Annotated in this window: 14 protein-coding genes; 7 read left to right on the top strand and 7 right to left on the bottom strand. The window is 62.4% G+C overall.

Translation table 11 applies throughout. The features are described from left to right. Positions 1-88 precede the first annotated feature (88 nt). On the top strand, positions 89-862 hold the full coding sequence (truA, locus tag K3758_RS06085) for a tRNA pseudouridine(38-40) synthase TruA (RefSeq protein ID WP_259948700.1): 774 nt from the start codon (positions 89-91) through the stop codon (positions 860-862). 175 nt (positions 863-1,037) lie between these two features. Here the strand turns inward: truA and gndA are convergent, their stop codons facing one another. Then, positions 1,038-2,486, bottom strand: coding sequence for an NADP-dependent phosphogluconate dehydrogenase (gene gndA / locus K3758_RS06080; RefSeq protein WP_259949997.1), 1,449 nt, complete (start codon positions 2,484-2,486; stop codon positions 1,038-1,040). A 136-nt stretch (positions 2,487-2,622) separates the two neighbouring features. Here gndA and K3758_RS06075 point away from each other — a divergent pair, with 136 nt between their 5' ends. Continuing rightward, entirely contained in the window at positions 2,623-3,084 is a 462-nt protein-coding gene (locus tag K3758_RS06075; protein ID WP_259948697.1) for an NUDIX hydrolase, read from the top strand. A 165-nt stretch (positions 3,085-3,249) separates the two neighbouring features. Further along, on the top strand, positions 3,250-4,731 hold the full coding sequence (locus tag K3758_RS06070; protein ID WP_259948694.1) for an inorganic phosphate transporter: 1,482 nt from the start codon (positions 3,250-3,252) through the stop codon (positions 4,729-4,731). A gap of 19 nt (positions 4,732-4,750) precedes the next feature. Here K3758_RS06070 and K3758_RS06065 read toward each other — a convergent pair whose 3' ends face one another. The 3 genes from K3758_RS06065 to K3758_RS06055 form a co-directional block, all read right to left on the bottom strand. Then, positions 4,751-5,785: a 2-dehydropantoate 2-reductase gene (locus tag K3758_RS06065; protein ID WP_259948693.1), complete on the bottom strand. Its 1,035-nt coding sequence runs from the start codon at positions 5,783-5,785 to the stop codon at positions 4,751-4,753. Further along, entirely contained in the window at positions 5,782-6,687 is a 906-nt protein-coding gene (gene argF, locus K3758_RS06060) for an ornithine carbamoyltransferase (protein WP_259948691.1), read from the bottom strand. Before argF ends, K3758_RS06065 begins: the two co-directional genes overlap by 4 nt. A gap of 71 nt (positions 6,688-6,758) precedes the next feature. Continuing rightward, entirely contained in the window at positions 6,759-7,934 is a 1,176-nt protein-coding gene (locus K3758_RS06055) for an aspartate aminotransferase family protein (RefSeq protein ID WP_259948690.1), read from the bottom strand. Positions 7,935-8,297: 363 nt separating this feature from the next. Here K3758_RS06055 and K3758_RS06050 point away from each other — a divergent pair, with 363 nt between their 5' ends. Beyond that, complete coding sequence (locus tag K3758_RS06050; RefSeq protein ID WP_209217338.1) at positions 8,298-8,912, top strand: GcrA family cell cycle regulator; 615 nt, start codon at positions 8,298-8,300, stop codon at positions 8,910-8,912. A 74-nt stretch (positions 8,913-8,986) separates the two neighbouring features. On the opposite strand, the gene K3758_RS06045 is transcribed toward K3758_RS06050, so the two are convergent. Together K3758_RS06045 and K3758_RS06040 are read right to left on the bottom strand one after the other, a co-directional pair. Further along, positions 8,987-9,769, bottom strand: a complete 783-nt coding sequence (locus tag K3758_RS06045) for an SseB family protein (RefSeq protein WP_259949995.1) — start codon at positions 9,767-9,769, stop codon at positions 8,987-8,989. Positions 9,770-9,797: 28 nt separating this feature from the next. After that, positions 9,798-10,397, bottom strand: coding sequence for a uracil-DNA glycosylase family protein (locus tag K3758_RS06040; protein WP_209217339.1), 600 nt, complete (start codon positions 10,395-10,397; stop codon positions 9,798-9,800). A 103-nt stretch (positions 10,398-10,500) separates the two neighbouring features. Here K3758_RS06040 and K3758_RS06035 point away from each other — a divergent pair, with 103 nt between their 5' ends. Genes K3758_RS06035 through K3758_RS06025 form a run of 3 tightly spaced genes read left to right on the top strand, consistent with a single transcriptional unit; the run spans position 10,501 to position 12,006 of the window. Continuing rightward, a complete protein-coding gene (locus K3758_RS06035) occupies positions 10,501-10,842 on the top strand; it encodes a helix-turn-helix transcriptional regulator (RefSeq protein ID WP_120350593.1) in 342 nt (113 codons plus the stop codon). Then, on the top strand, positions 10,835-11,866 hold the full coding sequence (locus K3758_RS06030) for a permease (protein WP_259948680.1): 1,032 nt from the start codon (positions 10,835-10,837) through the stop codon (positions 11,864-11,866). Before K3758_RS06035 ends, K3758_RS06030 begins: the two co-directional genes overlap by 8 nt. Beyond that, positions 11,866-12,006 carry a hypothetical protein gene (locus tag K3758_RS06025; RefSeq protein ID WP_259948677.1) on the top strand — a complete coding sequence of 47 codons (141 nt, stop codon included), beginning with the start codon at positions 11,866-11,868 and terminating at the stop codon, positions 12,004-12,006. Before K3758_RS06030 ends, K3758_RS06025 begins: the two co-directional genes overlap by 1 nt. Positions 12,007-12,029: 23 nt before the next feature. Here K3758_RS06025 and K3758_RS06020 read toward each other — a convergent pair whose 3' ends face one another. Further along, a complete protein-coding gene (locus tag K3758_RS06020) occupies positions 12,030-13,433 on the bottom strand; it encodes a cell wall metabolism sensor histidine kinase WalK (protein ID WP_259948665.1) in 1,404 nt (467 codons plus the stop codon). Between the last annotated feature and the right edge of the window lie 427 nt (positions 13,434-13,860).

The following is a 13,860-nucleotide window of genomic DNA, read 5'->3' as shown; positions in this document are numbered from 1 at the left end:
GCTGCGCCCGTCCCTTTGTCTTTGCCGTTAACATAGGGGCGGCAGCCGGGGATTGCCAGAAGCGCCCGCCCGCGCTAAGGCCCCGTTCATGCCCAGATATGCCTTGAAAATCGAATACCACGGTGCGCCCTTCAATGGGTGGCAACGTCAGGTTGACCAACCCACAGTACAAGGCGCGATCGAGGCCGCCTTAGCCAAGTTGGAGCCCGGCGCGCATACCATCGCCGCCGCCGGGCGCACCGATACCGGCGTGCATGGGCTGGCGCAGGTTGCCCATTGCGACATGGCCCGCGACTGGCGGCCCTTTCGTCTGGGCGAGGCGCTGAATTATCACCTGAAACCCCAGCCCATCGCGATCACCGATTGCGTGCTGGCCCCCGAGGACTTTCATGCCCGTTTCTCGGCGCATGAGCGGCGCTATCACTTCCGCATTCTCAGTCGGCGTGCCCCGGCGGTGCATCAGGCGGGGCTGGTTTGGCAGATCAAACATGGCTTGGATGTAGAGGCGATGCAGGCGGCGGCGGATCTTTTGGTGGGTAGACATGATTTCACCACCTTCCGCTCAACCGTCTGTCAGGCGGAAAGCCCGGTGAAAACCCTGGACCGCTTGCAGGTCTCTCAGGTCGAGACCATGGCCGGGACGGAATATCATTTCGACGTGCGCGCGCGGTCTTTCCTACACAACCAAGTGCGCAGCTTCGTCGGCTCGTTAGAGCGTGTCGGCGCGGGCTCTTGGAGCGTGGCGGATATGGGGACGGCGCTTGCGACAAAGGACCGTGCGGCCTGTGGGCCGGTCTGCCCGCCGCAGGGGCTTTATCTGGCGCATGTGAGCTATCCGGTGGACCCGTTCGCTAAGGTGTGACGAGGACCATCGCCTGCCCGCGGGGTGGCGATGCTACGCTATTTTCATGCCACTTTATGGCGCAACCATGGGTAGGCTTTTCGTCGTGTTCCGCCCGTTGCTAAATCGCCTCCCCGACCGGGCGGGCAGGCGATGGTCCGGCGCCTTCGGCTTGTTTCCGGACCCGTAAGCACCCTTACGGCAAAGGCGTCCACGTCCCGTGGAACTTGCCCTCTTCGCTTATCCGCTCGAACCCATGCGCGCCGAAGAAATCGCGCTGAGCTTGGATCATATTGGCCGTGCCGCGCGCCCGGCGCATGCTGTCGTACCACGCGAGCGCCGCCGACAGCGCAGGCAGCGCCACGCCGAGCAGCGCGCCCGCCGCCACCACACGCCGCAACGCGGGAACGCTCTCTTCCAGCCGTTTGCGCATGGCGGGGGCAAGGATCAGATGCCCGCCCGGCAACTCACCCCGGAAGGCGTCGGCAAACTCGTCCAACAGCGCCGAGCGGATGATGCAGCCCGCCCGCCAAATCTCGGAAATCCGCGCCATGTCGAGGGACCAGTCGAACTCCTCCGAGGCCGCAGAAAGAATGCGAAAGCCCTGCGCGTGGCCGATGATCCGCCCCGCCAAAAGCGCCATTTCCAGATCGTCCACCTCAGGCAGTGGCGCGTCTTGCACGCCTTCGGCCAGCAACGGTTCGGCCATCTCGCGCACGGCCTTTTCGCTCGACCAGCCACGCGCGCCGACGGCGGCTTCGATGGTATTGGCCGATTGCCCCATCTTGAGCGCTTCGATCAAGGTCCAGCGCCCGGTGCCCTTCTGCCCCGCCTGATCGCGGATCACATCGACCATCGGCGTGCCGCTTTGGGCATCGACCGACAAAAGCGCGGCTGCCGACACTTCGATCAGATAGGAATTCAGCGGCCCCTTGCGCCAGTCGGCGAAAAGGTTGCCGATCTCCACCGCGCCCTGCCCGCCTGCATCCCGCAGCAGGCCGTAAACTTCGGCGATCATCTGCATGTCGGCATATTCGATGCCGTTGTGCACCGTCTTGACGAAATGCCCCGCCCCGTCGGGCCCCAGATGCGCCACGCAGGGGGAGCCTTCGAAATGGGCGGCAATCGTCTTGGCCATCGGTTTGAACTGGGTCCACGAATGTTCGCTGCCGCCGACCATCATCGACGGGCCATTGCGCGCCCCGGCCTCTCCGCCCGACACGCCCATGCCGACGAAATGCAGCCCCGTGCCGTCCAATGCGGCACTGCGGCGGCGGGTGTCGTGGAAATCGGCGTTGCCGCCATCGATTAAGGTGTCGCCCTCATCCAGCAGCGGTTTGATCGTCTCGATCATCGCATCGACCGGCGCGCCAGAGGGGATCATGAACAGGATGCTGCGCGGGCGGGCGATGGCGGCGACGAAACCTTCCAGCCGCTCGGCCCCGATCAGACGCTCGGCCAGCGGTCCGGCCTCGTCAAGGAAAGGCGCGATCCACTCTGCCTCACGATTGCTCACCGCCACGGTAAAGCCATTGTCGGCCAAGTTCAGCGCCAGAGCCGAGCCCATGGTGCCCAGCCCGTATACCCCGATATCTGCGCCTGCCCCCCGTGCCGCGCCCCCGTCCGCCTGCGTGCCAGTTGCCATAACGATCATGCCTCATTTCTAGCCGGTCATACTGCCAAGCCCGCCGATCCGGCGCGCCGCAGTTTGATTTGCGTTCGGGAACACTATATAATGCGGGGATAACAAGAAAAACACCCGACCGAGGCATAGTTCTGTAATGACACAAGTATTTAGACGCGCTTGGGAGGATATGGTCCTTCCTATTCTGAAACGTCCCCGCCGCGTGCAGGTTGCGGCCCTTTGCTACCGCGAGTCCGAGGCGGGCAAAAAGGTGCTGCTGATCACCAGCCGTGACACGGGCCGCTGGATTTTGCCCAAGGGCTGGCCGATCGACGGGTTGGACGGTGCCGGAGCCGCCTTGCAAGAAGCGTGGGAAGAGGCCGGGGTGACAAAAGCCGACATCGAATCCGATCCGATGGGCATTTTCGACTATGACAAGGGTCTCGGCGAAGGCTTGACCGTGCCCGTGACCACACAGGTCTATCTTACCCGCGTGCGCGATCTGAGCGAGGAATACCCCGAAGCGGGCATGCGCAAGCGTGCATGGTTCACCCCGCAGGAGGCATCAGAACTCGTGGATGAGCCTGATCTTAAAGCAATCTTATCCGCCTTTCACTAAAGCCTAACGGCACCGGGTCTCGGCCCGGTGCCCCATTGCCCCTCTCCTACAGCCACTGACGCCCCCCGCCGAATGTTACAATTTTGTGACAGGGTGACTTGCGCCCTCGATAGCCTTATGTCACCCCCCCGCTGAACGTTAGGATCGTTGGGAGATCATACAGGAATGGCAACGGAACCGCAGGGCAGCCAGTGGAAGACGCTGGACAAGGACCTCAACCGTATTTCGCAAGTCGAACTGGCCGCGACCTATGTCGCCCGCCCCCTCGTGGCGCCGGGCATCGCGCTGGCCTTTATCGTGGTGGCAGGTGCCGTTGCGGCGGTCTTCTTCGGGCATCAGCCCTCTAGCTTTGTCGTGATCGCGGCGGCGATCTTCGGCGCTTATATGGCGGTGAACATCGGCGCGAACGACGTGGCCAATAACATGGGCCCCGCCGTGGGGGCCAATGCGTTGACCATGGGCGGGGCGATCGTGATTGCCGCCCTGTGCGAATCCGCCGGCGCCTTGCTGGCGGGGGGCGATGTTGTCTCGACCATTTCCAAGGGCATCATCGACCCGGCCAGCGTGGCCGACACGCGCATCTTTGTCTGGGCGATGATGGCAGCGCTGGTGTCTTCCGCGCTGTGGGTAAACCTTGCCACATGGGTCGGCGCGCCGGTGTCGACCACCCATTCGGTTGTGGGCGGGGTCATGGGCGCGGGCATCGCAGCTGCGGGCCTTGGCGCGGTCAACTGGAGCTCGATGAGCATGATCGCCGCAAGCTGGGTAATCTCTCCCGTATTGGGCGGTGCCGTGGCGGCGATGTTCCTTGCGTTCATCAAGGCACGGATCCTGTACCAAGACGACAAAATCGCCGCCGCGCGCACATGGGTGCCGGTGCTCGTGGGTCTGATGGCCGGGGTCTTTGCGGCCTATTTGGCGCTGAAGGGCCTTAAGAAAATCATCAGCATCGACATGCCGATGGCCTTGATCATCGGGCTGGTGACGGGGCTGGTGGTCTATGCCATCTCCGCCCCGCTAATCCGCCGCGCGTCCGAGGGGATGGAGAACCGCAACCGCTCGGTCAAAACGCTTTTTGGCCTGCCGCTGGTGCTGTCTGCCGCCCTTCTCAGTTTTGCGCATGGGGCCAATGACGTGGCCAATGCGGTGGGGCCGCTGGCGGCGATCGTGCATGCGACAGAGTTCGGCGGCTTTGAGGATAAGGTCAGCATCCCGACATGGGTCATGATCATCGGCGCCTTCGGCATCTCCTTTGGTCTGTTCCTTTTTGGGCCGAAACTGATCCGCATGGTCGGCAGTCAGATCACGAAGTTGAACCCTATGCGCGCCTATTGCGTGGCCCTTTCGGCGGCAATCACCGTGATCGTGGCAAGCTGGCTGGGCCTGCCGGTGTCCTCCACCCATATCGCCGTGGGCGGGGTCTTTGGCGTGGGCTTTTACCGCGAATGGCACATGGAGCGGCGTCTGCGTCGGATCGGCGGCCAAACCAGCGCAGTGAAACGCATCGCCAAGGAAGAGCGCCGCCGCCGCAAGCTGGTGCGCCGGTCGCATTTCATGACCATCGTCGCGGCTTGGGTGATTACCGTGCCCGCGGCGGCCCTGCTTTCTGCCATGGTCTTTTGGGTGCTCAACACCCTCGTGAACTGAGGTCAGGCGCGCCTGCGCCTTACCCCTCTTGCTGGTCCTGCCCTGCTGCCATCTCGGCCCGCAGGGCGGTGACCGGCAAATGCGGCAGCCCCTCGCCTGCAAGCTCTGCCCAGCCCATCACCCGCAAGACCATATCCGTCACAGGCGTCGCCCGGCCAAGCGCCTGCCCGCGGCGCTGCACCTCGCCTTGCAACGCGTCGATCTCGGTCGGGCGGCGCGCGGCGAGGTCTTGTGCCATGGAGGTGCGCGCCTGCGGATCAATCTGCAACATGGCCGAGGCGATGCGTGTGAACAGCGGTGTCGGCAGGCGCAACAGCGCCGGGACCAGACGCGCCGGGATTGGCGTGGTCATAGCGGGGCGGATCTTCTCTGCCCGCAGGATGGCAAGCGCCTCGGCCCATTGATCGGCCATCAGCCGCCGCCACGCCCGATCCTGCAACTGGGCCTGCAACGGCAAGCCGCTTAGCGCGTTCAGCGCGTTGTTGAGGTTCATCAGGAACTTACCCCATTGCAGGGCAGTGATATCCGCGTGTTCCACCACCTTCAGATCCGGCTGCGACAGCCGGACCGCCAGATCCGCCGGTCCGCCCTCGATCACCAGATCGCCCGAGCTTGCCCGGTGGTAGCACCCCTGCCCCATGGCCACGACGTTGAAGGGCACCAGCCCCGCCCGCAGATCATGCTGCGACAGGTGCTGCGCCAAAATCGCCCGGTTGCCCATGCCGTTTTGCAAGCTAATAACCTGCACGCCCTGCGCCGTGTGGCGGGCGATCTGCCGGGCGATGTTTTCGGTGTCGCGCGATTTAACCGTGACCAGCACGATATCGGCATCGCGCAGGCAGGTCTCATCGCTCGCGAGGGTCAGATCATCCGCCGAGAGGTAGCGGGCCATGCCGCCAAAATCGGTTAACGTCAGCCCGTGGGTGCGGATCTCGGCCTGAATACGAGGCCGAGCCAGCAGGGTTACGGAATGCCCCGCCCCGGCCAGCAACCCGCCGATGAAACAACCGATCGCCCCCGCGCCCGCGACAACGATGCGGGGGCCGTCGCTCATGCCCCCAGACACCAGCGCATGACGGCTTTTTGAGCGTGGAGACGGTTTTCGGCCTCATCAAAGATCACCGAATGCGGGCCATCCATGACCGAGCTTGTCGCCTCATCATCACGGTGCGCAGGCAGGCAATGCATGAAGAGCGCGTCGGGCTTAGCCAGCGACATCAGCGCGTCGTTCACCTGATAGCCACGCAGCTGGTTGTGCCGCCGTTCGCGGGCCGATTGCGGATCATGCATGCTGACCCAAGTGTCGGTGACCACCAGATCGGCGCCCTCGACAGCCTTTTGCGGATTGCGTTCGACGGTATAAAGCCCGTCGAGCGCCGCTTCAGGGTCCAGCGGCTCGGGGCCGGTAAAGACGAGGTCAAAGTCGAACTGTTTCGCCGCATGGGCAAAGCTTGCAAAGACATTGTTGCCGTCGCCCGACCAGACCACCTTGCGCCCCTTGATCGGGCCGCGGTGTTCCTCAAACGTCTGGATGTCGGCCATGATCTGGCAGGGGTGGGTGCGATTGGTCAGCCCGTTGATGACCGGCACGGTGGCATGTTCGGCCATATCAAGCAGGGTCTGCTCTTCGAAGGTACGGATCATGATCATGTCGACATAGCGCGACAGCACACGGGCGGTGTCGGCGATGGTTTCGCCATGGCCAAGCTGCATGTCGGCCCCCGAGAGCACCATGGTCTGACCGCCCATCTGACGCACGCCCACGTCGAAAGACACGCGCGTCCGGGTCGACGGTTTTTCAAAGATCAGCGCAACCATGTGGTCTTTCAGCGGCTGATCTTCATCCGGCGCGCCGCGCGGGCGGCCTTGGCGCGCGGCCTTCATGGCGGCGGCGTTGTCGATGATCTGCCGCAAATCGGCGGGGTCGGTTTGGTGGATATCAAGAAAATGGTTCATCTGTCGTCTCTGTCTTGCGGGTCTAAGGCCACGGCCTCCGGTGCCCGAGGAATATTTTAGGTGAATGGCGTTCAGGCCGGGGTCAGCGCACGCGCGATGGCGTCAAGGCGGGTCACGGCCTCGGCGATCTCATCGTCGGAAATGGTCAGCGGCGGCAGAAGGCGGATCACATTGTCCGCGGCGGGTACGGTGATCAGGTCATTGTCATAGCCCGAGGCGACCACATCCGCATTCGCCACTTTGCATTTCAACCCCAGCATCAGCCCCGCGCCGCGGACCTCTTCAAAGACACCCGGATGCTCGGCCACCAGCCCCTCAAGGCGCTGACGCATCAGCCCGGCCTTGCGATTCACTTCGGCCAAAAACGCCTTATCGGCCACCACATCCAGCACCGCACAGCCGACCGCGCAGCCCAACGGATTGCCGCCATAGGTCGACCCATGGGTGCCAGCGGTCATGCCCGAGGCGGCCTTTTCTGTCGCCAGCACCGCGCCCAGCGGGAATCCCCCGCCGATGCCCTTGGCGACCATCATGATATCGGGCGTCACCCCGGCCCAATCATGGGCAAAGAGCCGTCCGGTCCGGCCAACGCCGCATTGCACCTCGTCCATAATCAGCAACAGCCCATGTTGGTCACAAAGCGCGCGCATCTGCTGCAACTCGGCATCCGGCACGGCGCGGATACCGCCTTCGCCCTGAACCGGCTCCACCATGACTGCGGCGGTTTTATCGGTGATGGCGGCCTCCAGCGCATCACTGTCGCCGAGGTCGAGATGTACGAAACCCGGCAGCAGCGGGCCGAAACCTTTGGTCATTTTCTCAGACCCCGCCGCGGCAATCCCGGCAGATGAACGGCCGTGGAACGACCCGCTGAAAGTGATGATCTCAACCCGCTCGGGCTGGCCTGCTTCATAGAAATACTTGCGCGCCATCTTCACGGCCAACTCGCAAGCCTCGGTCCCCGAGTTGCAGAAAAATGCCGTGTCGGCAAAAGTCTCGGCCACCAGCCGGTCAGCCAGCGCCTCTTGCTGCGGGATGTGGTAAAGGTTTGACGTATGCCAAAGCGCCTGCGCCTGATCCGTCAGCGCCTTCACCAGCGCTGGATGCGCATGGCCAAGCGCGTTCACCGCGATCCCCGCGCCAAGGTCGAGAAAACGTCGCCCATCCGCCTCGATCAGCCATGTGCCTTCGCCTTTGACAAAGGTCAAAGGGGCGCGATTGTAGGTTGGCAGAACGGAAGGGATCATCTGTTTGTCCTTGAAAGAGGGCCGCGTCACGCCGGTAAAAGGGCATGGGGCTGGCGCAGGGTCAATGGGATTTGGTTGTTTTTGAAAGGGTGCAGCATGTCTGCTGCGAGATCAGGCCATCACGCCGCCCCCTAAAGGGCGCCATGTTTATCGAACGAAGCGTCGTCGGATGGAATATGTGGCACATTTGATCATGGGCCTTGCATAGCCGCCCTTCATCCCCCACGTAAAGCCCCAATCGCAGCGCGCCGCCCTTAAGGGGCATCGGCGCTTGCACCTGCGGCCCCAGAAGATAAAATGGGGGCCGATACACTGACAAAGCGGTCCGGGCTATGGGGCCGCTTTTTAACTGGGGAACCCCGTATGTCCTGGACTGATGAGCGCGTAGAGACACTTAAAAAGATGTGGGGCGAAGGCCAGTCCGCCAGCCAGATCGCGAAAGAACTGGGCGGGGTGACGCGCAATGCCGTGATCGGCAAGGTGCACCGTCTGGGCCTGTCGAACCGCACCGCCGGGGCACCCGCCGCCGCAGCGGCCGCCAAGCCAGAGCCCAAGGCCAAGCCCGCAGCGCCCAAGGCCGAGGCCAAGCCAAAGCCCGCCGCTAAGCCAGCCGCGGAACCCGAGGCCGAAGCCGCCCCTGCGCCCGAAGCCGAAGAGCCCGCCGCAGCCCCGGCGCCCAAGCCCAACCTGCCCGCGCGCAAGCAGATCATCCCCGCAGGCCAACCGTTGCCGCCGCAGCCTTCGGCCAATGAGATCAGCCCAGAGGCGCTCGCCAAGGTCAGCGAAGTTGAGAAGAAGGCCAAGAAGATCGGCCTGATGGAACTGACCGAGCGGACCTGCAAATGGCCCGTCGGCGACCCCGCGACCGATGACTTCTGGTTCTGCGGCCTGCCCGTGCAACAGGGCAAACCCTATTGCGAGGCCCATGTCGGCGTCGCCTTCCAGCCGATGAGCGCGCGGCGCGACCGCCGCCGCTAAGACTGGCAAGATGAAATGAAATAGGCGGGTGGGCGTGATTGCCCTGCCCGCCTTTTCTTTGCCTCAAGGTAAGATCAGCGCAGTTTCGGTGGCTTTGCCGGATCACTGCCGGGGGCCATCCGGGGCGTGTTCTGCAAAGGCTCCATCTGCGGCAGGTCAAAGCGCAGGCCAACGCGGGCCAGTTTTTCGACCACCGCATCGTTGGGACCAAAGAAGCCCACATCCATCGCCCCCGCCTCGATCCCCGAGAAGGTCAGCGCCTCTGAGGCTGCCCGCACAAGCGCGTCCTGCGCGCGGGGGATCGCCCCGACGAAGGCCAGCAGATGCCCGCGCCCGCCGCCGGTATATTCAACTCCAACAAGGAAAGCCCCCGCCGCCATGCCGGTCGCTGTCGCCAGCTTGGCGTCAATCGCGGCGATCAGCGTCTCTGGCAGCCCCTGCGGGGGGAACACCTGATCGATGCCCGCCTCCACTTCGCCCGGCGCATGGGCCAAGGTGCTGCGCAGCCAGTCCAACGCCTCGGCAGGCAACAGGATTTCCGACGGGGCCACGCCGATGTTCACCGCCATGCCAAGCGGCTGGCCCTCCAACATCGCGGCAATTGCCCGACCCGAAAGCGCCACATAGGGAGACGCCTCCCCCACATGGGCCGAGAGCCGCGCGGCGCGGTCGAAAACCATGACATAGCTGTCCTCAAGCAGCACCGGGCTGACCTGATCGCCCTGCGGCTCATCCTCCAACAACATGAAAAGCTCAACATCCGCGATCCGCTCGTAAAAGCGCAGGCGGGCGGCATCATCGTCGGGAGCGGCCATCATCGCGGCATGGGCTTGGTCCAGCGGGGTCGGCTCAATCAGCCGGGCTGTCTTAGGGTCTGCTTGGGGGTCAGTTTGGCGGTCGGTCATTCATCACCTCGGACACGGCGGCGCGCAGACGGGGCAAGACCTCTTCCGCGAACCAGGGATTCTTGTTCAACCATCCGGTATTGCGCCAAGACGGATGAGGCAAGGCAAAGACCCCCGGTGGATGATCCCGCCACCCCGCGACGGCCTCGGTCACATTGCGAAATCCGGGCAGGTGATATTTCATCGCATAGGCCCCGATCAGGACCGTGAGCCGCAGATCGGGCAGCATCTCAAGCACGGGCTTGCGCCAAGTTTGGGCACAGATACGCGGCGGCGGCAGGTCACTGCCCTTGGCGTCATAGCCCGGAAAGCAAAAGCCCATCGGCACGATGGCAACACGGTTGCGGTCATAGAATGTCGCCTCGTCCAAGCCCAACCAGTCGCGCAGACGGGTGCCGGACATGTCCCAAAACGGCTTGCCCGCCTCATGCACCCGTTTGCCGGGCGCTTGGCTGGCAATCAGCAGCCGCGCGCCGGGTTTGAACCAGACGATGGGCCGTGGGCGATGCTGGGTCGCCGTCACGGCAAAACGCTCGGCACAAAGGCGGCAGGCCGCCAGATCATCTCGGATATCCTTCATGAGGAGGAGATAAGCGGTAGGGCCGAAAGATAAAGGGCGGATCACTTCGACAAATATCGAAATAAAGCTTGCGTTGGGCTGTCATTTCGATATTTCTATAATCATGAAACAAGAATCCGCAACCCCCGCCCTCACCCTCGCAGCCAGCAGCTTTGCAGCACTTGGATCAGAACAACGTCTCTTGGTGCTGCGCACATTGGTGCGCGCCGGATCGGCGGGGCTGAGCATTGGCACGCTGGGCGAACGCACCGGGGTGACCGGCTCGACCCTGACGCATCACCTGAAACTCTTGGCCTCCGCCGGATTGGTGAAACAGGAAAAGCAAGGCCGCAGCACAATCTGCGCCGCCGTCGCCTATGAAGAAGTGCAGGCGCTGGCGAATTTCCTGCTCACCGAATGCTGCGCAGACGCAATCAACGAATGTACGGAGCATGATCATGGCTGAAACCACGCAATCCCCTCCCGTGCTCCATCGACTGGCGTTCTTGAAAGGCGCTTGGGGCATCACCTTGGCTCTTCTTGCCCTCATCGCCCTGCTGGATCCCCCGCAAATCGTGCCGACCGTTATCTTCACCGCCGAAGCGCTTTTGGGCACCGCCCCGTTCATCGCCTTCGCCGTGCTGGCCGTGGCCTATCTCAAAGCCAGCGGCGCCGAGAGCCTGCTCGCCCGCGCATTTGAGGGCAATCCGGCCCGGATGGTGTTCATGGCCGCCGCCCTTGGCGGGCTGTCGCCCTTTTGCAGCTGCGAGGTGATCCCCTTTATCGCTGCCCTGCTCGCCGTTGGCGCCCCGCTGGGTGCGGTTATGGCCTTCTGGCTTGCCTCCCCCTTGATGGATCCGGCGATGTTCGCGATCACCTCCGGCACGCTGGGGTTCGATTTCGCAGTGGCGAAAACCATCGCAGCACTCGGCGTTGGCATGGTCGGCGGCTTCACCGTCTTGGCCCTATCGCGGACCCCGCTCTTTAATGATCCGCTGCGCGCCCAGCCCGCGAAAAGCAGCTGCTGCTCTTCGGCCAAACCCTTCTCCGGCGCGCCGGTTTGGAAGTTCTGGCAAGAGGCCGAGCGCCGCGCGAGCTTTAGCGACACGGCGCTGACCAACGCGGTTTTCCTCGTGAAATGGCTTACGCTCGCCTATGTGGTCGAAGCCTTGATGCTGACCTACGTGCCCGCAGAATGGATCGCCAATATCTTGGGCGGCACCGGGATCATGCCCATTATCCTCGGCGCTTTGGTGGGGGCACCGGCCTATCTCAACGGCTATGCTGCGGTCCCCTTGATCGACGCGCTGTTGGCCCAAGGCATGACCCAAGGCGCGGCCATGTCCTTTGTCATCGCTGGCGGGGTCAGCTGCATCCCGGCGGCCATCGCTGTCTGGGCGCTGGTCAAACCGCATGTCTTTGCCGCCTATCTTGCCTTTGCCTTTGTCGGAGCCATCTTCGCGGGCATGGCTTGGCAATTGGTGGCCTAATGGGGCACGGGCATCCCCCTGCGCATATCCGCGATCAGATCAAAGCGGTGCTGGCAGACCGCTTTGATCCGCACCACGGCACGCAGGCCACGAAAAACGCACAGCAATGCTGCGCCGAGACGAAAGTGATTGGCCACTGACGACGGGCCGGGCCGCCGCGAACCTAGGCCGCGGCCCGATCCCCGGAGGGCTTCTGGGGCTCTTCATCGCCGATCGGCCCGTCCCCGTTCACCATATCTTTGACATGTATCCCATGCGCCAACTCGCGCCCGGACCCATTGCCCAACGGCATATCGATATAGAACGTCGTGCCGGGACCCGCGTTTTTGAAGTAGTCGATCTGACCGCCCAAGGCTTCGATGATCCGCTTGGAGATGTTCATGCCCAGACCGGTGCCACCCACGGCGCGCTGGTCAGACGAGTCGATCTGCGAGAATTCGTCAAAGACCTTCTCCCGCTCGGATTCCGCAAGGCCGATCCCCTCATCGATCACGCTGATCCGCACCTTATCCTCGTGCTTGACGGAGGTGACCTTCACCGTTGACCCCGCGGGCGAGAATTTGGCCGCATTGGACAGAAGGTTGGACATCACCTGCTGCAGGCGTTTTTCATCGGTGGCAATGCCCGCTGCGTCCGAAGGCTTGGCATAGCGCAGCGTCACACCCAAGTTGCCCGCAAAGGCCTGATTAAGCTCAATCGCGTCTTCGATAATCGTTTGCACTTCAAGCGGTTCGATATCAAAGCTCACCTTGCCCGCCTCGAACTTTTGCAGGTCGAGAATCTCGTTAATGATCGACGTGAGCCGCGCCGAATTGCGCTGCGCGATCTTCAAGACCTTCTCCATCTGCGGGGTCATTTCACCCAGAACCCCGGCGCAGGCCATATCGAGCGACCCTTTGATCGATGTCATCGGCGTGCGCAGCTCGTGGCTAATGGTCGAAACGAATTCGGTTTTTACCTTAAACGCGATCTTGGTTTTCTCATGCTCTGCTTTCAACTCTTCCAACTGGCGCAGGTTGGTGCGGTACATTTTCATGAAAATACGCGAGCAATCGACGATGAAATAAAGCACGAAGACCACGGTGAACAACTGGGTCCAAAGCTCGGACTCTATGCTCGCCCCGGTGCGGACGATGTCCCAGATTGGAATGAACAGGAATGTCGCCCCATAGATCGCAAGCCGCAGCATCAGCACTGGCAGGATATGATGGTTGTTCATCGACGCAAAAAGCGCTGCCGCGAATAGGAAGAACAGCGGCAGGAAATGGGTCGTCGCCCCCTGCTGAAGCGCAATCCCAAGCGCGAAATAGCTGATCACCCCGGCGCTTAGCACTGTCCCGATGTAGATGCGGTTCAGGAACAACCGCGCCAAACGGGGGCTGCGCCCGCGCCACCGGGTGATGCGCAGGAACAAAAGGTAGTCGTAGGTCTCGGAAATCGCGATCAGGATCAACGTCGTGATCGACAGCCAGAGCTCGTAGTAGAAAGCGGACAGGCAAATGGCCGCCGCAAATATCATTTGCCGCTGCCAAAACAGGTTAACGCCGACCTGGGAATAATCCCGCATCTGCTGCACCTTAGTCGCGTCAGCGAGATGCGGCGTATGAATCGGCCCGTATGTTACTTTTTCCTGCGACATCGCTCTCGTTTTCTTCGGTCGGCTGCTCGAATGTCAGCATTCTGCCGACAAACGCCCTTAACATGTTGCATTTCGGCATCGTCGCACATGTTAGACGCGATCATCCCCCATTCTACACCCGGAAATGGGACATAAGTATGGCCATTTCATGCAACTAGAGGTTAGCCTCTTGATAAGAGTTATTTTTACAGCGAATTTTCGAGGTCAAACATGAGTCTGCAAGGACGGAGCTTCAGTGGGAAATCTTGGCAGGATGTTCTTCCCGAACTGACGCCACAAGACGCTAAAGCGTTGGAAATTAAAAATAATCGTTTTCCCCGTAAACTCCTTGGCCCCAAAGCGGCTGAACCTGATC

The organism is Sulfitobacter sp. W002, assembly GCF_025142135.1.
In the GTDB taxonomy this organism is placed as follows: domain Bacteria; phylum Pseudomonadota; class Alphaproteobacteria; order Rhodobacterales; family Rhodobacteraceae; genus Sulfitobacter; species Sulfitobacter profundi.
This window is presented reverse-complemented; position numbering and strand designations above follow the sequence as displayed.